The 17,642-nt window shown below is 59.7% G+C and carries 15 protein-coding genes; 9 read left to right on the forward strand and 6 right to left on the reverse strand.

From position 1 onward, the window contains the following. Window positions 1-88: 88 nt before the first annotated feature. Window positions 89-1,564: a dihydrolipoamide acetyltransferase family protein gene (locus LPB405_RS05570; RefSeq protein WP_219100538.1), complete on the forward strand. Its 1,476-nt coding sequence runs from the start codon at window positions 89-91 to the stop codon at window positions 1,562-1,564. Between the two features lie 175 nt (window positions 1,565-1,739). Here the strand turns inward: LPB405_RS05570 and LPB405_RS05575 are convergent, their stop codons facing one another. Genes LPB405_RS05575 through LPB405_RS05585 form a run of 3 tightly spaced genes read right to left on the reverse strand, consistent with a single transcriptional unit; the run spans window position 1,740 to window position 3,709 of the window. Further along, window positions 1,740-2,852 carry a hypothetical protein gene (locus LPB405_RS05575; protein ID WP_219100540.1) on the reverse strand — a complete coding sequence of 371 codons (1,113 nt, stop codon included), beginning with the start codon at window positions 2,850-2,852 and terminating at the stop codon, window positions 1,740-1,742. A 45-nt stretch (window positions 2,853-2,897) separates the two neighbouring features. Then, on the reverse strand, window positions 2,898-3,560 hold the full coding sequence (locus LPB405_RS05580; protein ID WP_219100542.1) for a sugar O-acetyltransferase: 663 nt from the start codon (window positions 3,558-3,560) through the stop codon (window positions 2,898-2,900). Continuing rightward, the gene (locus LPB405_RS05585; protein ID WP_005504480.1) at window positions 3,560-3,709 is read right to left on the reverse strand and encodes a hypothetical protein; all 150 of its coding nucleotides are present in this window, start codon (window positions 3,707-3,709) and stop codon (window positions 3,560-3,562) included. Before LPB405_RS05585 ends, LPB405_RS05580 begins: the two co-directional genes overlap by 1 nt. Window positions 3,710-3,856: 147 nt before the next feature. Between LPB405_RS05585 and LPB405_RS05590 the strand changes: the two genes are divergently transcribed. The 4 genes from LPB405_RS05590 to LPB405_RS05605 all read left to right on the forward strand — a co-directional run bounded on the left by LPB405_RS05590 (window position 3,857) and on the right by LPB405_RS05605 (window position 8,709). Then, window positions 3,857-5,623, forward strand: a complete 1,767-nt coding sequence (locus LPB405_RS05590; RefSeq protein WP_219100544.1) for a long-chain-fatty-acid--CoA ligase — start codon at window positions 3,857-3,859, stop codon at window positions 5,621-5,623. Between the two features lie 315 nt (window positions 5,624-5,938). After that, entirely contained in the window at window positions 5,939-6,811 is an 873-nt protein-coding gene (locus tag LPB405_RS05595; RefSeq protein WP_219100546.1) for a MetQ/NlpA family ABC transporter substrate-binding protein, read from the forward strand. Window positions 6,812-6,957: 146 nt separating this feature from the next. Further along, window positions 6,958-8,013 (forward strand): methionine ABC transporter ATP-binding protein, encoded by a 1,056-nt coding sequence (locus LPB405_RS05600; protein ID WP_219100548.1) that lies wholly within the window; start codon window positions 6,958-6,960, stop codon window positions 8,011-8,013. Further along, complete coding sequence (locus LPB405_RS05605) at window positions 8,014-8,709, forward strand: methionine ABC transporter permease (protein ID WP_219100550.1); 696 nt, start codon at window positions 8,014-8,016, stop codon at window positions 8,707-8,709. It begins immediately after the preceding gene. Between the two features lie 1,330 nt (window positions 8,710-10,039). Here LPB405_RS05605 and LPB405_RS05610 read toward each other — a convergent pair. The 3 genes from LPB405_RS05610 to LPB405_RS05620 all read right to left on the reverse strand — a co-directional run bounded on the left by LPB405_RS05610 (window position 10,040) and on the right by LPB405_RS05620 (window position 13,336). Continuing rightward, window positions 10,040-10,804 carry an HAD family hydrolase gene (locus LPB405_RS05610; RefSeq protein WP_219100552.1) on the reverse strand — a complete coding sequence of 255 codons (765 nt, stop codon included), beginning with the start codon at window positions 10,802-10,804 and terminating at the stop codon, window positions 10,040-10,042. Between the two features lie 160 nt (window positions 10,805-10,964). Then, entirely contained in the window at window positions 10,965-12,383 is a 1,419-nt protein-coding gene (locus LPB405_RS05615; protein WP_219100554.1) for an ABC transporter permease, read from the reverse strand. Further along, window positions 12,383-13,336 carry an ABC transporter ATP-binding protein gene (locus tag LPB405_RS05620; protein WP_219100556.1) on the reverse strand — a complete coding sequence of 318 codons (954 nt, stop codon included), beginning with the start codon at window positions 13,334-13,336 and terminating at the stop codon, window positions 12,383-12,385. The genes LPB405_RS05615 and LPB405_RS05620 overlap by 1 nt, the downstream gene beginning before the upstream one ends. Before the next feature lie 228 nt (window positions 13,337-13,564). On the opposite strand from LPB405_RS05620, the gene LPB405_RS05625 reads away from it, so the two are divergent. The 4 genes from LPB405_RS05625 (at window position 13,565) to LPB405_RS05640 (ending at window position 17,498) form a co-directional block, all read left to right on the forward strand. Further along, a complete protein-coding gene (locus LPB405_RS05625) occupies window positions 13,565-14,854 on the forward strand; it encodes a histidine phosphatase family protein (RefSeq protein WP_219100558.1) in 1,290 nt (429 codons plus the stop codon). Then, complete coding sequence (locus tag LPB405_RS05630) at window positions 14,844-15,338, forward strand: VanZ family protein (protein ID WP_257604866.1); 495 nt, start codon at window positions 14,844-14,846, stop codon at window positions 15,336-15,338. Before LPB405_RS05625 ends, LPB405_RS05630 begins: the two co-directional genes overlap by 11 nt. Window positions 15,339-15,756: 418 nt before the next feature. Next, a complete protein-coding gene (locus LPB405_RS05635; protein WP_049357323.1) occupies window positions 15,757-16,548 on the forward strand; it encodes a DeoR/GlpR family DNA-binding transcription regulator in 792 nt (263 codons plus the stop codon). Further along, on the forward strand, window positions 16,548-17,498 hold the full coding sequence (locus tag LPB405_RS05640) for a 1-phosphofructokinase family hexose kinase (protein ID WP_219100560.1): 951 nt from the start codon (window positions 16,548-16,550) through the stop codon (window positions 17,496-17,498). Before LPB405_RS05635 ends, LPB405_RS05640 begins: the two co-directional genes overlap by 1 nt. Window positions 17,499-17,642: the final 144 nt, after the last annotated feature.

Raw genomic sequence — 17,642 nt, forward strand, 5'->3', positions numbered from 1 at the left:
TCTGACGTATCAGCGTGTTGCGCTATGGCGGGTTGCGAACCCGCACAGAATATTCCATATAGGGTATATACCCTAGTGAGAGGTAAAAATGTCCCAGATTTTCCCGCTCCCTGATGTGGGTGAAGGCCTGACCGAAGCAGAAATCCTCAGCTGGAAGGTAGCGGTCGGCACCGAGGTCGCCATCAACGACGTCCTCGTCGAAATTGAAACCGCGAAGAGCGTTGTGGAACTTCCCTCGCCCTTCGCCGGCACCGTCGAGGCGCTGCTCGTTGCCGAAGGCGAAACCGTTGAGGTGGGCACCCCGATCATCAGCATCTCCGGCGGCGACAACGCACCCGCCACCCCGGCGGCACCCGCCGCGGCAGAGGCTGAGTCCGGCACCGCACTGGTCGGCTCCGGCCCCAAGGCGGACGCTGTGAAGCGTCGCGCCCGCAAGCGCCCCGCCTCCGCATCCCAGCCCGCACAGGCTGCTGCGGCACCGGTCGCACCGGCTGTTCAGGCACCCGTGGCGCACACCCCCGCCGACTCTGCGAACCGCAACCAGGGCCTGCTGAGCGAGCTGGCTGAGCGCGCCTCCCGTTTTGTGGAGAACACCCCGCTGAACTCGGTGGTGCAGCGTCTGGCGCCCGAGCCCGCAGCAGCTCCCGCACCGACTTTGGCTCCCGAGCAGGTTCCGCACCGCCCGACCCTCGCGCCGCCTCCGGTGCGTCTTGCCGCAAAGGAGCTGGGTGTTGATCTGGCGAACGTGACCGCTACCGGTGCGCGCGGCCAGGTGACCAAGCAGGACCTCATGAACTATGTGGCGCATCTGAGCGATGTGCAGCATAGCGGCGCCGGCCAGCCCTTCTGGCAGCCCGCAACCACCCCCGGTGACCGCATTGAGCGCATCCCGGTGCGTGGTGTGCGTAAGGCGACCGCGAAGGCAATGGTAGCTTCGGCATTTAGCGCCCCGCACGTGTCCATCTTCGTGGATGTTGATGCCTCCCGCACCATGGAGTTCGTGAAGCGTTTGAAGAAGTCTCGCCACTTTGAGGGCGTGAAGGTTACCCCGCTGCTGGTGCTTGCTGCCGCGGTCATTTGGGCTGCTGAGCGTAACCCGCAGGTCAATGCGACCTGGACCGATAGCGAAATCCAGATTAAGCACTTCGTGAACCTGGGTATTGCTGCGGCAACCCCGCGCGGCCTGATGGTCCCGAACATTAAGGACGCTCAGGAGCTGTCCCTGCGTGAGCTGGCGGTTGCGCTGAACAACCTGACTACTCGCGCCCGTGAGGGTAAGACTCAGCCCGCTGAGATGGCGAACGGTACCCTGACCATTACGAATATTGGTTCGCTGGGCATTGATACGGGTACCCCGATTATTAATCCCGGTGAGGTGGCAATCGTTGCCTTCGGTACGATCAAGCAGAAGCCGTGGGTTGTTGATGGTGAGGTTATTCCTCGCTGGGTGACGACCCTGGGTGGCTCGTTCGACCACCGTGTGGTGGATGGCGACCTGTCGGCTCGTTTTATGGCTGATGTGGCTGCGATTCTTGAGGAGCCTGCCTTGCTGCTGGATCACTAGGCGGCATGTTTTAGCTAGTCAGCGTCGTATTGCTGGGTAGCTGAGGCTGTTGAGGATACAGATATTTAGATGCAGAAAACCTCCGGTACCTTTCGTAAGGTACCGGAGGTTTTCTGTACGGTTTATTCCTATCGCAACGAGGCGCGGGCGCTGAGAAGCCTAGGCGTCCAGAAGCCTAGGCGTCCTCGCGTGCCACCTGGTCACTCGGGTACTTGTCCACTCGGCGGTGGTACAGGCGTCCGCACAGACCGCCGAGGATAGCGCCGAGGAAGCTCAACGCCAGAACCAGCAGAACCGCCAGCAGGCCGTTCGCGAAGTCGCCCCCCATCAGCTTCTGCAGGGACAGGTGCGCGACACTGTTCTGGAACAGCTGAGGCGCGAGGAAGGTCGCCAGGGACCCGATGATGAGCACCATAATCTGCCAGAGCCATACGGCAATGCCCTGCTTCGCACCGGCGAATCGTGCCATGCGTCCCGCCGCGTAACCGCCCACCAGGTAGGCGAAGAAGATGAGCACACCCAACGCCACCGCGACCGGCACAGCGTTCGATGCGCCGCTGAACAGACGGGAGACCACCGTGGCGTAGTCGATGGACTCGCTCTGACCGGTCAGGGTCAGCCACGACTGGATAGCCCACAGGCCACCGTCCATGAGGGAGATGGTAATCAGCCAGCCGAGCAGACCGGGCAACAGGTGCATGCGGGAGTAGCGGCTCTTCTGCATGGACAGTGCGGTTGCGGCGGTGAGGATGGGTTCCGAACCAGCCGCACCGGCATCACCTGCGGGGGTGGGGATGACGAAGTGGTCATCTGCCGCGGGGGCAGCCTGCGGGGCGTTCGATGCCGCATGGGCGTTGCCGGGTGCGGGCACCTCGTAGCTTGCAGCGGTGGCAGGTGCGGTAGTGGGGGCGCCACCGCCGCGTACGTTGTCCGTGCTGGGGGCTGCAGGCTTGTCGAGCCAGCTGAGGTTGTCATCTCCGGGTTCGCCGAAGTGAGCGCCGGATTCTGCGCCTTGAGAAGTGGCGCTGGGGGAGAGGATCGGCTGGGTTGCGGTAGCCGCCTGGGTGAGGGGGCGGGTCGCATCCTGCGAGGACTGTGCGGAGGACTGCGCCGAAGAGCTCGACTCGCGCGCCTTTTCGTGGGCGCGGCGTGCCGCGTTCAGCTCCTCATCGGTCAGGACCACGGTGGGGTCGTCGGAGGAGAATGCCGCCTCCCACAGGTCACTTTCGGTGGGGGAGGACGCTGCGGCAGCCGGACGCTGCTGCGGGGTGTTGTTCTGTGCGTTCATTAAGTCCTTTGGATCTAATCCTGGGGTCGTGGTGTGCGGGTTGCCTTAGAGCGCGCGGTCAGCGTAGAAGGCGCGTGCTTCTTCCATAGCTTCTGCGGAGAAGGTGTGCGGGTGCGCGGGGCGCTCGTTCTCGCCCAGGGTACGAATGACGCGGCCGGGGTTGCCCACCACGAGGGAGTTAGCGGGGACGTCCTTGGTGACGACGGTGCCTGCGCCGATGACGGAGTTCTTGCCGATGGTCACGCCGCCCAGGATGATAGCTCCGCTACCGATCCAGACGTTGTCTTCAACGGTGATGGGTGCGCCTGCTTCCCAGTAGTCGGCGCGGTCGCCGGGGTGGAGCGGGTGGGTGGGGGTCATGAACTGTACGTTGCTGCCAACCAGTACGGTGGAGCCGATGCGGATCGGGCAGACGTCCAGGAAGACGGTGCCGAAGTTGAAGAAGGAGCCGTTACCGATGTAGGTGTTCACGCCGTAGTCGAAGCGTGCGCCGGGGCGGATGTGGGCGTGTTCGCCCAGGTGGCCGAGGTGTTCACGGTAGACGTGCATTGCCTGCGCCTGCTCGCCGCGTGCGTAGTGTTCTTCGGCGAGGACGGTTGCAGCGTAGATGCGCTTGAACTGTGCGGCGCATTCGGCGTCGGGCATGTAGACGGAACCGTTGGTCATGCGGTTGAAGGTCTCGCCGGTGGGGCGCTGCGGGATGTGCATTAGTGGGCTCCTCCCAGAAGGTAAGCAAGTGCGATGATGGCCATTCCGAACAGGATGACGACTCCGCCGGCGATAGCGAATCGTTTGGAAATTTCGCGGAGGAGCTTCTTGAACTGCTCGTCAGTGATGTCTTGCTGTCGTTTACTCATGCTTTAAGTATCCCAGAGTTGCTTGGATTTACCTGAGTGTTTCGGTGTTTATTGCGGTATCCGGGGTGGGCGTGCGGCGTGATTTTCAACGTGGAAAGACGCGCCGCTGAGTTGAAGCGTGAGGGCGTGGGAAGGCACAATCAATGCATGACTGAGGCTCAGAAGAACACGAACCTGCAGGATGCGGCGGCACCTGCATCCCCCGCTGGCGCATCTGCTGGCGCGCATCCGTTGGCGCATCGCCCCTGGTTGAAGAATTATTCTTCGTGGACCGCCCGCGATATTGAGCTGCCCGAAACCTCGCTGAGCCACCTCATTGACGAGGCGGTTCGCACCGTACCCCACAAGGTGGCGCTGGAGTTCTTTGGCGCGACTACGACCTACGCTGAGTTGGGCGATCAGATTGAGCGTGCGGCGGAGGGTCTGCGTGTGGCGGGCGTGCAGCCGGGTGACCGTGTGGCGCTGATTTTGCCGAACTGCCCTCAGCATATTGCGGCGTTTTACGCGATTCTGCGCCTGGGCGCGATTGTGGTGGAGCATAACCCTCTATACACGGGCGCGGAGTTGCGCCACATGTTTGAGGACCACGGCGCGAAGGTCGCGATTGTGTGGGATAAGATTGCCTCGCATATTACGGGTCTTCCGGCGGATATCCGCCCGAACCATATTTATTCGGTGAACATGATTTCGGCGATGCCCGCGCTGATGCGTACCGCGCTGAAGCTGCCGTTGAAGAGCGCGCGTGCTTCGCGTGAGAAGCTGACCGGTCCTGCGCCGGGTACGGTGTCGTGGGCTCAGCTGGTGAAGAGCGAGCGTATTGACCCGTCGCATCGCCGCCCGACCGCGCACGATATTGCGCTGCTGCAGTACACCTCGGGTACGACCGGCCTGCCGAAGGGCGTGATGCTCACGCACCGCAACCTGGAGTCTAACGGCCGCATGGGTGAGGCATGGATTAACCCGGGCGATGACGAGGTGATTTACTCGGTCCTGCCGCTCTTCCACGCGTACGGCATGACCCTGGGCGTGACGATTGCGGCGCTGTGCCGTGCCCGCCTGGTGCTGTTCCCGACCGTGGACATGGACCTGATTTTGAAGGCGATGAAGAAGACCCGTCCGACGATTCTTCCTGCGGTTCCGCCGGTGTACCGCCGCCTGATGGATGAGGCGAAGAAGCGCGGCGTGTCCCTGGAGGGTATCCGCTACGCGGTGTCGGGCGCGATGAACCTGCCGCCCGAACTGGTGGCCGAGTGGGAGGAAGCCTCCGGCGGTTTCATGGTGGAGGGCTACGGCCTGACCGAGTGTGCCCCGCTGGTCTCCTGCAACCCGCTGAACGACACCCGCCGCGCCGGCTCAATCGGTGTGCCCTTCCCCTCGACTGATATTCGCGTGGTGGATCCGGAGACGGGTGCGGATGTGCCTCTCGGCGAGGAGGGTGAGCTGTGGGTCAGCGGTCCCCAGCGCTTCATGGGTTATTGGAAGCGTGAAGACGAGACCGCGAAGACCATCACCCCCGACGGCTGGTTGCGCACGGGTGATATTGTGCGCCTGGACGAGGACTTCTTCATCCAGATTGTGGACCGCATCAAGGAGGTCATTATCACCGGCGGCTTCAATGTCTCCCCGACCGAGGTGGAGGTCGCCCTCAAGCAGCACGATACGGTTGCGGATGCGGCGGTGGTCGGTATTCCGCTGCCCGGCGGCGGCGAGATGGTCGTGGCCGCGGTGGTTCCCGCCCCCGGCCGGGTGGTGGAGGAGCACACCCTGCGCGAACACTGCTACTCGAAGGTGACTCGCTATAAGGTGCCGCGCCGCATCGTGGTCGTGGACGACCTGCCGCGTTCGATGCTCGGCAAGGTGCTGCGCCGTAAGGTGCGGGAGCAGCTGATTGCCTCGGGCGATTTTGAGCAGTAGCGTCGGTTGGTTTGCCGCCCGCCCGTAACGGGCGGGTACGATAAGCGCCGACTCGGGTTTTAGGCCCGGGCCGGCGCTTTGCGTTGACGCAGACGGACGGCTGGTGGGGGAGCGGAATTGGCAAATAATCATCGTGTGACGAAATATGACGAAATATGACGAGCTTGACGTTCTGTGTCTCATGATTGACCCTTAACTTCCGCCGCCGCCCCTGTGCGTGCTGTAATTGTCCCATCATCATTCGCATCGGCTTGTCGGCGCTCTATGCCCGTACCCGGTGAAGCACGTCATCATTCAACAGAAAGATTCATAGCCGTGAAGAAGTTTGCCGCTGCTCTTGCAGTCGTCCCCATGATTTTCAGCATGGCCGCTTGCGGTTCCACCTCGAACTCCTCCACCTCGAAGAAGGTCACCATCGGTGTGGTTGGCTCTGAGAAGTTCAACAAGACCCTGAAGGAAGAAGCTAAGAAGCAGGGTATCGACATTGAGTTCAAGGAGTTTAGCGCTTACACCGAGCCGAACCCCGCACTGGACGCCGGTGACATCGACATGAACCGCTTCCAGCACATCGCGTACCTGTCCAACTACAACGTGAGCGCTAACAAGGACCTGCAGATTGTCGGCCCGACCGTCATCTACCCGATGGCTCTGTTCTCCAAGAAGCACTCCAAGTTGGCTGACATCCCCCAGGGTGGCGAGATCGTTATCCCGAACGACACCGTGAACGAAGCACGCGCGCTGAAGCTGCTGAAGACCAACGGTCTGGTTACCTTCAAGAACGCTGATGTTGACGCACCCACCATCGACGACGTGGACACCGCTAACTCCAAGGTGAAGGTCACCCCCGTTGACGCAACCCAGACCGTGGTTGGCATGGAGTCTGCTGACGGCGCAGTCGTCAACAACGACTTCCTCAAGGATGCAGGCCTGAAGCCCGCAGACGCCCTGGCGCAGGACGACCCCAAGACCGACCCCTCCGCTATCAAGTACGTGAACCTCTTCGTTGCTCAGAAGGACAAGGCTGACGACGAGACCTACAAGAAGATTGTCGAACTCTTCCACTCTAAGGCCGTCATGGACGTTGTCCAGGAAGAGACCCGCGGCACCGCTGTTGAGGTCAACGTGAGCACCGACGAACTGCGTCAGTCCCTGGCTAACGAAGAAGCCAAGCTGCGCGCTAAGAAGTAATCTTCTGAATACACGCCTCCTCTAGGCATACGCAAAGGCGGTAAGTCTAAGCACCCGATGCGGGTCACGACAGGCTTACCGTCCTTTGCGTACCGGCGTTAAGGCCCTTTAACGCCCCAACCACGACATATAACGGATACAAATTTATGAGTGAACTGGTACAGAGCTTCGGTGACAGCACCGAGCCCATGGTGGTTCTGGACGGAGTCTCCAAGGTCTTCGGCAGCGGCACCAAGGCAGTAACCGCTGTCGACAACGTCTCCCTTACGATTAACCGCGGTGAAATCTTTGCAATTATCGGCTACTCCGGCGCCGGTAAGTCCACCCTCGTCCGCCTCATTAACGGTCTGGAAACCACCACCAGCGGCACCCTGACCGTTGGCGGTTTTGAGATTTCCGGTAAGCGTGACTCCGAACTGCGTGAAGCACGCACCAACATCGGCATGATCTTCCAGCAGTTCAACCTCATGAACTCCCGCACCGTGCTCGGTAACGTTGAGTTCCCGCTGAAGATTGCTGGCTGGTCTAAGAAGGACCGCCGCGCTCGCGCCCTGGAAATGCTCGAGTTCGTGGGTCTTGCCGACCGTGCAGATCACTACCCGAACCAGCTCTCTGGCGGTCAGAAGCAGCGTGTGGGCATTGCGCGTGCGCTCGCCACTAACCCGGCTCTGCTACTGGCTGATGAGTCGACCAGCGCGCTGGATCCTGAAACCACCCATGAAGTGCTTGCACTGCTGAAGAAGGTCAACCGTGAACTGGGTGTGACCGTTGTGGTCATTACCCACGAGATGGACGTGGTCTCCGCTATCGCTGACCGTGTGGCAGTGATGGAGTCTGGCCGCGTGGTGGAGCAGGGTAACGTCTACGATGTCTTCTCCAACCCGCAGACCGACGTGGCAAAGCTGTTTGTTGCGACCACCGTCAAGCTCGCCCCCACCGGCAAGGAAGCGGCTGAGCTGCGCGCAAACCACAAGGGTTACCTCATCAACGTTGAAATCGTGGAGGGTAACCAGGAGCTCGGTAAGGTGCTGTCCTACCTGGGTGCCCGTAACGTCCGCTTCAACATTGTGGGTGGCGGTATTGAGACTCTGCAGGGTAAGGCGTACGGTACCCTCACCCTGGAACTCCTCGGCGAAATCACCAGCATTGATGCCGCCGTTGCTGAACTGAAGACCGTTGCCCGCGTGCAGGAGGTGCGCTAAATGTTTGCTACTACTCTTCCGCTGGCTGCGTCTAAGACGGACTGGTCCGAGTTCCTGCCCGAGAAGCTGCTCCCGGCTATCGGCGATACGTTCTACATGGTGTCTATCACCATGGTGTGCGCCGGTCTGGTTGGTCTGATTGTGGGTGCTCTGCTGTACACCACCCGTGAGGGCAACATCTTCCAGAACCGCTTTGTGTACACGGTCCTGAACATTCTGGTGAACGTGATTCGCCCGATTCCGTTCATTATTTTGATTGCGGCACTGGGCCCGCTGACGAGCGCCGTGGTGGGTACCCGCCTGGGCGTGAATGCGGCGGTCTTCGCGATGAGCTTCGGTGCTGCATTCGCTATTGCCCGTATCGTGGAGCAGAACATGGTCTCCATTGACCCGGGCGTGATTGAGGCGGCGCGTGCGATGGGCGCTTCGAAGCTGACCATCCTGTTCACCGTGATGATTCCGGAGGCGCTTGGCCCGCTGATCCTCGGTTACACCTTCCTCGTCATTGGCGTGGTGGATATGTCCGCTATGGCCGGTTACGTGGGTGCTGGCGGTCTGGGTAAGATCGCGATTGTGGACGGCTACCAGCGCTTCAACGATGAGATCACCTGGGCTGTTGTGGCGATTATTATCGTCCTGGTTCAGCTGGTTCAGTTCATCGGTAACTTCCTGGCGAAGAAGGTTATGCGCCGATAAGCTCGTGCCCCTTGTAGGCCTTGTAGGTACTGTAGGTACGGCTGATACAGCATAGAAGACCTCCGGTCTGCTCCTTGAGGAGCGGGCCGGGGGTCTTTCCTCGTACCGGGTCTTTCTTGATGCTGCTACGAGGGCGGCGGGTGCAGCTTAGCCCTGCGCCGCCTCCGACTGCTGTGCCGCCTCAAGTTTGGCGATCCAGGTGCGCACCAGCGAAAAAAGCATACGCACGTAGGAAAGAAGAAGAGAGGTGGGTGAAAGCAGCAGGGGAAGTGAAGACTGTTTACCGCTGTATCTGCGATAAGAACCTAGAAATGTTTAAGGCAGAGGAGCATCTGAAGCGCATTAAGACGACTTAGGATGCAAGTTTGCTGAGGAGAGAGAACAGGCTGGGAGCTTTAGCAGCTAAATACTATAGTTTGTAGTGGTGCAAATTATTATTGAATCGTTACTAAAATAATCTTGACTCCCATTTTGCTAATTGATATCATAAAAGTGTTCCGGTTCACATCAAGCTAGAGATATCATCAACAGCTAGAGAAGGACAGGCAATGAAAAATTTTAGTAAGTCAATCGTAAGTTGTATTTCTGCGACTGTGGCGATAGGTATATCTGGGGTGGTGAGCTATCCTGCTCACGCAGAATCCACTGCTCCACAGAGCGTCTCATCTGTTTCACCTACTTTAGGTAGCTTTTCTACAAACTCAAACGAAACGGGGTATACCACCGCTGAAAGCAAAAATTGAATAAATATCTGAGGTGATTAAGTTGGTCGACACTAGATACATACCGATACCTGAATTATGTTTCGCAGGTTATTCTTTCTATTATTTTACATCTTCGCATGATGTAATGTTTTATAATGTTGCCGGTATTTTAATTCTTTGTGGATTTGTTGTGTACTCTGCATATCGTGCAAATAAGAACTACGTACAACCTGCGGCATCCTTCATAAAATCCGTATTTTTTATGTTGGCTGTGGTAATTTTACAAGTGTATTGGCTTGACCCTTTGGCTCAGGTTGTAGTTCTACTTATGAGTATCCTGTACGCTTTTGTTTTCTATAAGCAACAGCCGAAATAAGCATCCTTGGAGTTCTAAAACACCTAGCATCACGAGAACCTGCCAATGTTCAGGTTCTCGTGATGTTTTGTATTGGTACCGTTTAGTGAGACTTGGGAAAAGTAGTACTCCGCGAAAGTGCTGATGAGGTCAAAGGGCTACAAGAGCGGGTGCTAGAGAGGCAGCTGATAAACATAGAAGACCCCCGGTCTGCTCCTTGAAGAGCGGGCCGGGGGTCTTTCTTCATACCGGGGGAGGGGGTGCTAATTACTTAGCCCTGCGTTGCTTCAGACTGCTGTGCCGCCTCAAGCTTGGCGATCCAGGTGCGTGCCGCCTCCCAGAGCTGCGGGTCATTGAACGAATCGAAGCGCCCAAAACCGGCCGGTGCCTTTGCCGGGTCGGTGCCTTCCGGAACGTAAATCATGACCTTTGTACCGGCGTCACGTGCCGCCTGCGCGCCCGCGGGGGAGTCCTCGAACGCCAGCGCCTCGTGGCCCTCAAAGCCGAGGCGACGTGCCGCCTCCAGGTACATGTCCGGGGCGGGCTTGCCGGTGGGAACGTCGTTGCTGCTGACCCAGGTGCGCACCAGCGGGGCGTAACCGTAGCTTTCCATTTTCAGAGTCAGAATGTTCGCGGTGGAGTTCGACGCCACCGCAACCGGCATGTGCTCGCTCAGGAAGCCCAGGAACTTCTGCGCACCCTCAATCAGGTCCACGCCGGAGCTGATGACCTCGTGCTCGGTGGTGAGCAGATCCTTCATCACGCGTTCATGGTGCTCGGCGTACTCTGCGGAGGCGGTGTCCGGCTTCCGACCGTTCTGCGCCTCGTAGGAGAGCAGGGCAAGCTCCTCGGCGACATCGGCTGCCGCCAGGCCGGTGAGGCGATGCTCCACCTCTTCGGTGAAGGGAACAGACCAGCGGGCGAAAAGCTCACGCTGCACATCGTTCCAGACGGTCTCGGAGTCGAGGAGGATGCCGTCGCAGTCGAAGATTGCGCAGCGGGGGAACCAATCGGAGGGTACGGTGTGTTCAAACATAATGTCAGTCTCTCACAGGGTTTTAGGCTATGGAAGTGGTGGCCCGGTGCGTGAGAAAACATGCGGGGTTGCGCCTCGCCCGCAGAACGGAAAACCACATGAAGAAACCCTCCCGCCGCATCCAGAACGGACGCAACGGGAGGGCAGAAGCTAAAACAGCTTAGAGAGCGGACACCGGCTTATGGGTCACCTGACGCATAAACGGAATGGTCGCCAACAGGCCCACATAGACCAGTGCCAGACCCAGCGCAATAGCGCCGAAGGTCATACCGAACATCTTCGTCAGAATCTCACCGGAAAGACCCTGCGCCGCAATCAACGCCGTCAGCGGCAGACCCAGCAGCGCAGAAACCACGCTAATGAGCACCAGCGGACCGAAAACCACGGTAAGGCGCGAAGCCTGCAACATCCTCGTGGGGGTACCCATCATATTCAGCGAAGAGTACAGGGAACCACGCTCGTAAATGGCGGCACTCTGGTTCAACACTGCGGAGAGAGTGACCAGCAGGTACGAGAAGAACAGCATGAGCAGCATGCCCTGGAACATGTCCGACATGATGGTCATGAAGGGGCCGGCGGCGGGGCCTACCTCCTTCGCCGTTTTGTTCATCTCACCCGCCAGAATCAGGATGGGGCCGAAGAAGGTCACCAAGAAGGTCGACAGTGCCACACCCGAAACCTGACGCCACGCCCCGCGCGGGGACTCCAGCACCGCACGGTAACCGAGCAGAACCGATGCCTTCTGGGTCATACGCACACGAATCTTTGCGTACGCCCACACCAGGAAAGTACCGATCAGGTCGATAGCAACCATCATCAGCAGACCCGGCAGAGCAATGAAAATCGCTAGGTTCTTCATGGCGCTATCGGCACCGCCGTCCTGGAAGGGTGAGAACATGCTAAAACCCTTCGAGGTCGAAGCCAGAATCATCACGGCAATGACCAGAACAACACCGATACCCAGAGCAATGTAACCGGCGGAACCAGCCTTCGCGCGGGTACGCACACCCAGCGGGCTGATGCTGACCTTCGCCAGACCGAAGAGGGAGCTGAGGGCCGCCAGAACCATACAGCCCAGGAAGCAGTAGAAAATCACGCTCACCGGCAGGAGCATATTCTCAGCACCCAGCGGAACGTTCATGAAGTGCAGGGCGCCGAACGGGAAAATCAGCACCAGGTAAAGCAGCAGACCGATGATGAAACCCACAAGAGAGTACACCAGCGCGTCCGCCACCGACAGACCCACAATCAGGGTCGTGGAGGCACCAATCAGACGCAGGGACGCCAGACGCTCATCACGGCGGCGGGCACTCAAACGAGCAGCCGAAGCGCCCAGGGTAAAGAGGGGAACAATCAGCACCAGAGCGGCAACCCACGCCAGACCCATGTAGAGCTTCTGAATGCCCATCAGGTTGATCATTTCGTGGTCAACGTTGGCGTGCTCAAGCCACGTACTCAGCGCCTGAACACCACCGGCAACCGTCAAAAACAGTGCCGAGGAGGCGGCAAAAGCCAGCACGGGAAGAATCGCCTGCGAACTCCATAGGGTTCGCTTGGCGAGTAGAGCATAGATTTGCATTATGCACCTGCCTGAGACTGAGCGCCGAAGCTCTGAGCATGGTTCTGGGAAGCGGGAACACCGCCCTGGTTATTGCGCTGATCGCTCACAATCTGGCCGTCCTGCAGGTACACCACGCGGGAGCATGCCGCCGCCACGTTCGGGTCGTGAGTCACCACCAGCAGAGTCTTACCCTGCTGCGGAATCATGGTCAGCAGCAGAGCCATCACCTCACGCGCGGTCTTCGAATCCAGCGCGCCGGTCGGCTCATCCGCGAAAGTCACGGGGGCACCGTTCACCTGGGAACGGGCAATCGCCACACGCTGAGCCTGACCACCGGACATCTCACCCATACGGCGGTCCAACATCTGCCCCAAACCCAAACGGTTCAGCAGATCAGCCGAAATGGAACGCGCCTGCTGGCGGGGAACACCGGCAATCATCGCTGCGAGGGAGACGTTCTCCTCCGCGGTCAGCTCGGGAACCAGCAGACCCTGCTGGAACACGAAACCAAACGAGTTAGCGCGCAGGGAGGTGCGCTCACGCTCGCTGAGGGACTCCACCGCCACCTGACCGGTCGGGCCATTGAACAGCACAGAACCGGCATCGAGCTTGATAATGCCCGAGAGCGCATGCAACAGGGTGGTCTTACCGGAACCGGAAGGACCCATAATCGCCACGGACTCGCCGGGGAAAATATCCAGGCTCACGTTACGCAGCACCGGGTTATTGCCGTACGACTTGTGCAGGTTACGGGCAGAAATAATCGCGCCGCGCGCGAAGGGCGCCTGCTGCATCTGCTGAGGTGCCTGCGCCGGGTAGCCCTGCGGCTGACCCTGATAGTAGCCCTGCTGGCCGGGCTGACCGGGCTGAGCGGAATACTGACCGGCAGGCTGCGCCGCCTGCGGAGGGGTCATTGAATACGGGTTCTGAGCCTGGAACTGCGGGTTCTGGGATTGAGGATTCTGCGTCATGACAACCTTCATTGGGTATGAACTAACGGAAGTACTCTTCTATCATCTCAGCTTCTTGGTGGCTCACCCCTCCGTCTGGGGGCTGAAAAATATGGGAAAACCCTGAAAAAATTCGCCCGACCGGGCGCTCAACCACCCCGCAGCTCATACCGCGGTATGAGTGCGCTTCATGAGAGAATACGCCTCTTGCCCCCTTGAACTGCGCGGGGGCAATGCCATACTAGAAGGATGACCGACGCACAGAACACCCCCATCATCACTCCGGTACCCGACCCCGAGGCAGGAACCCGCATCATCTTCCTACGCCACGGCCAGACCGACTGGAACATTGACCACCGCTTCCAAGGCGGCACCGACATCCCCCTCAACGACACTGGCAGGGAGCAGGTCCGCACCGCTATCGGTGCCCTGCAGCAGGCGGCAACTGAGGGCACCACCGTGGATGCTATCGTCTCCTCGCCCCTCTCCCGCGCCGTAGAAAGCGCCGAAATCGTAGCTGAAGGCCTGGGCGTACCCTACCGCGGTGCCGTTGACGGCTTCCAGGAACGTTCCTTTGGCGACCTGGAGGGCCAGATCGCTACCCCCGAGCTGATTCTCGCCTCCCGCCAGTCCAATAATGCTTTCAACGTGGAACCGAAGAAGGACTTCCTCGCCCGCTCCCTCGCGGCGCTGAACCGCGTCCGCCGCGAATATGAGGGCCAGACCGTTGTGGTCGCCGCGCACGGCATGCTGATTGCCATGGTCGTGACCGCCTTGGTCGCTGAGCGCCACCCCGAACTGCTCAACGAGGACGGCATCTACCCGATTCCGGTGAACGCCTCCCTGACCGAGGTGCCCCTGCAGTATCTGGACGACGCAATCGACCGTCTGCTCGTACAGCACCTGGAGCCCGAGCTGGGCCCCGAAGAGGTCCCGGCGGGTGCCGAGAATACGACCCTCACCCTGATCCGTCACGGCCAGACCGACTGGAATAAGGCGAACCTGATGCAGGGCATCACCGACATTCCGCTCAATGACACCGGCCGCGAGCAGGCACGCACCACCGGCAAGAAGCTTGCCGACATGGGTCTGGAATTCACCGTGCTGGTGTCCTCGCCGCTGTCCCGCGCCCACGAGACGGCGCAGCTGGTCGGTGAGCACTTCGACCTGCAGGTGCACAAGACCTACCCCGAGCTGGTGGAACGCGCCTACGGTGCCGGTGAGGGCCTGGACATTCCCGCCCCCGAACGCCGCGCCCCGGAACGCTACTACCCGAACGTGGAATCCGAGCGTGACGTGTACATTCGTGCGGTGCGTACCCTGCGCAATATCGTGCGTGAACTCTCTGAAGCCTCGGGCGATCAGAAGATTATTGCCGTCAGCCACGGCAGCTTTATCCGCCGCGCTCTCTCCGCAGCAGCCGGTGAAGAGTGGACCGTGACCGTGCCGAACGCCGAACCGCTCACGATTGACGTGCCGGGCCTGTTCGCGTGGGACTCGACCAAGCAGTTCGACGAGGCGGGTCGCCTTGTTTGGTAAAGCACAGTTTGGTAAAGGACAACCCGGTAGCGGTCACTCCGGCGCTCGCGTGTGGCGGCTGATTCTCTGGCCCGTCACGGCGCTGTACTGTGCGACGGTGGCGAGTATCGTGTTCGCCCCCGTGCACGTGGACGATAACGAGATGGGCGGCCGCCTGGCGCAGCTGCTGGATACCGGCCACGCCGAGGGCTGGCTGCCTGCGTTCATCACCTATTCGAGCATCGAGCAGCTTTCGAACGTCATCATGTTCATTCCGGGCGGTTTTCTTTTCGCCCTGCTGCTCAAGCCGAAGGCTCGCCCGCACGTGCTGTACTCGGGATTTTTGGTCAGCGCCTGCATTGAGATGATTCAGAGTTTCATGCCTGATCGCACCGGCGACCCGGTGGATGTGCTGATGAACGGTTCGGGTGCTCTGCTGGGCGCGGCGGGTGCCTTGGGTGTGCATCGTTGGCGTCGCGTGCGTCGCGAACGCAAGGGCAAGTAAACGAGCACCCAAATAAGCGCGCATTAATTGCATATGTTCTGCTGGTGGAGGCGCTGGTTTCGAGGATTTTCGGAGCCGGCGCCTCCACTTTTTGCCCTGTGAGGGCGCCGTGTAGGTGTTGGACACTGTGGGAATGGTGAGGGAGCGGGAAAACCCAACAGTTCATTAGGTCAAACAGACATAAACAGGCAACAGCTCGCAAATAGGTGTGGTTTCGGTAGGGAACATTCGGGTAATATTCCGGCAAATACAGCGTTTTATATTGACTTGCCCACAAAAACCCACATAAAATCAAGTATTACCCTCAAGTGTTTTGCTGGCTCATTGAAGCCATGTCTCTCATGGCCATAAAAGCCGAGCAGAACGCAGAAAAGAACGCACAGATTTTCTCCCACTAGCCCAAAGGAACACCAGAGTTATGTTCGCAGAAGAACGCCGTGCCGAAATTGCAAAGCTTGTTGCCTCCGCACGTCGTGTCAACGGCGCTGACCTTGCACGTCGTTACGATGTGACCATGGAGACCGTGCGTCGTGACCTCGCCGCACTGGAAGAGGCAGGTAAGCTCCGCCGTGTTCACGGTGGTGCTGTCACCATTGAGCAGTCCACCTCCCTGGAGTCCTCCATCTCCTCCCGACAGGGCATGAACACCCCCGAGAAGCGCCGTATCGCCACCAAGGCATACCAGATGCTGCGCGACTCCGAGGCAGGCTCCATCGTCCTGGACGCAGGCTCCACCATCGAGATTCTCGCCGACCACATCGGCGCCGAGAACTTCAGCCTCAAGACCGGCAACGACCGCATCATCATCACCCACGCACTGCACATTGCAGTCAAGCTCGCCGAAGCCGAGGGTGTCACCCTTGAACTGGTTGGCGGCCAGCTGCGCAAGATGACCTGGGCTGCTGTTGGTGCACGCGCCGCAGAGCACTTCGGTACCATGCGCCCCGATATTGCTTTCATCGGTGCCAACGGCATTGAAGCCCACTTCGGCATCTCCACCCCCGGCATGAACGAAGCTATCGTCAAGACCGCAATTTGCAAGGCAGCCCGCCGCGTGGTCTTGCTTTGTGACTCCGCGAAGTTCGGTCAGGAATCTCTGGTCCGCTTCGCTGGATTTGAGGATATTGACACCCTCATTACCGATCGTGAGCCCGAAGGTGCCCTCCGTCAGGCACTTGAGGCCGCAAACGTTGAGATTGTGATTGCCTAATGATTATTACTCTGACTGCAAACCCCAGCCTGGACCGCACCATTGAACTCGGCGCGCCCCTGGCCCACGGTGCCGTGCAGCGTGCTGTCGGCGCCGTACAGGATCCCGGTGGCAAGGGCGTGAATATTTCGCGCGCCCTGCAGGTTTCCGGTGTGCCGACCCTCGCCATTGTGCCCGGTGAGGCCACCGACCCGGTGCTGACCGCACTGCAGGCTGTGGATGTCGAGTTCGCTAACCTGCCCACCGGTGAGCCGATTCGCTCGAACATCACCGTGGTTGACCCGGACGGCACCACCACCAAGCTGAATGCCCCCGGCACCGTTTTTGACGCTGAACTGCGTCAGAAGCTGGACGAGCTGGTGGTTGAGCGTTCCAAGGGTGCCGACTGGGTGGTTCTGGCTGGTTCCCTGCCTCCGGGTCTGGAGCCGACCTACTACTCCGAGCTGGTGGCGGCACTGCGCGCCTCCGGCTACGACGGCAAAATCGCTATCGATACCTCTGAGGCGCCGCTGATTGCGACCGTCGCCGGTGAGCATAAGCCCACCCTGATTAAGCCCAACTCGGAGGAGCTGGCTCAGCTGACCGGTAGCGACAACTGGGAGGAGCTGGAGGCCAGCCCCGAGCTGACCGCCCGTACCGCCCAGAAGCTGCTCGGCGACGGCATTGAATATGTGCTTGCCACCCTCGGTGGCGGCGGTGCCGTGCTGGTCACTGAGCAGGGTATCTGGCACGCTGTGCACGAGCCGATTCAGGTTCGTAGCACTGTGGGTGCCGGTGACTCCTCGCTGTCCGGTTTCTTGATTGCTCACACTCGTGGTGAGGATGCCCCCGGTTGCCTAGTTCAGGCGGTAGCTCACGGTTCGGCTGCTGCTGCTCTGCCCGGTACCCGTATGCCTTCGCTGGAGCAGACCACTCCTGAGAAGGTCACTGTTCGTCAGCTACAGCTCTAATTCGGACTGTTTTCGCACCTCCAGATTTTATTCTCAGAAGGGAATATAAGCTGGGGTGCTAGCCAAACAGCCACACGTACATACGAACACAACACACACTGCACACACCTTGAACTCATACAGGGGAGAAACTTGGCACCCCGC

Source organism: Rothia mucilaginosa (assembly GCF_019334805.1).
GTDB lineage: Bacteria > Actinomycetota > Actinomycetes > Actinomycetales > Micrococcaceae > Rothia > Rothia mucilaginosa_C.

What these genes read in the sequence shown, in the direction of transcription:
- LPB405_RS05570 (WP_219100538.1), top strand. Translation starts at nt 89, where the DNA reads ATGTCCCAGATTTTCCCGCTCCCTGATGTGGGTGAAGGCCTGACCGAA.
- LPB405_RS05600 (WP_219100548.1), top strand. Translation starts at nt 6,958, where the DNA reads ATGAGTGAACTGGTACAGAGCTTCGGTGACAGCACCGAGCCCATGGTG.
- LPB405_RS05580 (WP_219100542.1), bottom strand. Translation starts at nt 3,560, where the DNA reads ATGCACATCCCGCAGCGCCCCACCGGCGAGACCTTCAACCGCATGACC.
- LPB405_RS05610 (WP_219100552.1), bottom strand. Translation starts at nt 10,804, where the DNA reads ATGTTTGAACACACCGTACCCTCCGATTGGTTCCCCCGCTGCGCAATC.
- LPB405_RS05585 (WP_005504480.1), bottom strand. Translation starts at nt 3,709, where the DNA reads ATGAGTAAACGACAGCAAGACATCACTGACGAGCAGTTCAAGAAGCTC.
- LPB405_RS05615 (WP_219100554.1), bottom strand. Translation starts at nt 12,383, where the DNA reads ATGCAAATCTATGCTCTACTCGCCAAGCGAACCCTATGGAGTTCGCAG.
- LPB405_RS05635 (WP_049357323.1), top strand. Translation starts at nt 15,757, where the DNA reads ATGTTCGCAGAAGAACGCCGTGCCGAAATTGCAAAGCTTGTTGCCTCC.
- LPB405_RS05575 (WP_219100540.1), bottom strand. Translation starts at nt 2,852, where the DNA reads ATGAACGCACAGAACAACACCCCGCAGCAGCGTCCGGCTGCCGCAGCG.
- LPB405_RS05640 (WP_219100560.1), top strand. Translation starts at nt 16,548, where the DNA reads ATGATTATTACTCTGACTGCAAACCCCAGCCTGGACCGCACCATTGAA.
- LPB405_RS05620 (WP_219100556.1), bottom strand. Translation starts at nt 13,336, where the DNA reads ATGACGCAGAATCCTCAATCCCAGAACCCGCAGTTCCAGGCTCAGAAC.
- LPB405_RS05625 (WP_219100558.1), top strand. Translation starts at nt 13,565, where the DNA reads ATGACCGACGCACAGAACACCCCCATCATCACTCCGGTACCCGACCCC.
- LPB405_RS05590 (WP_219100544.1), top strand. Translation starts at nt 3,857, where the DNA reads ATGACTGAGGCTCAGAAGAACACGAACCTGCAGGATGCGGCGGCACCT.
- LPB405_RS05605 (WP_219100550.1), top strand. Translation starts at nt 8,014, where the DNA reads ATGTTTGCTACTACTCTTCCGCTGGCTGCGTCTAAGACGGACTGGTCC.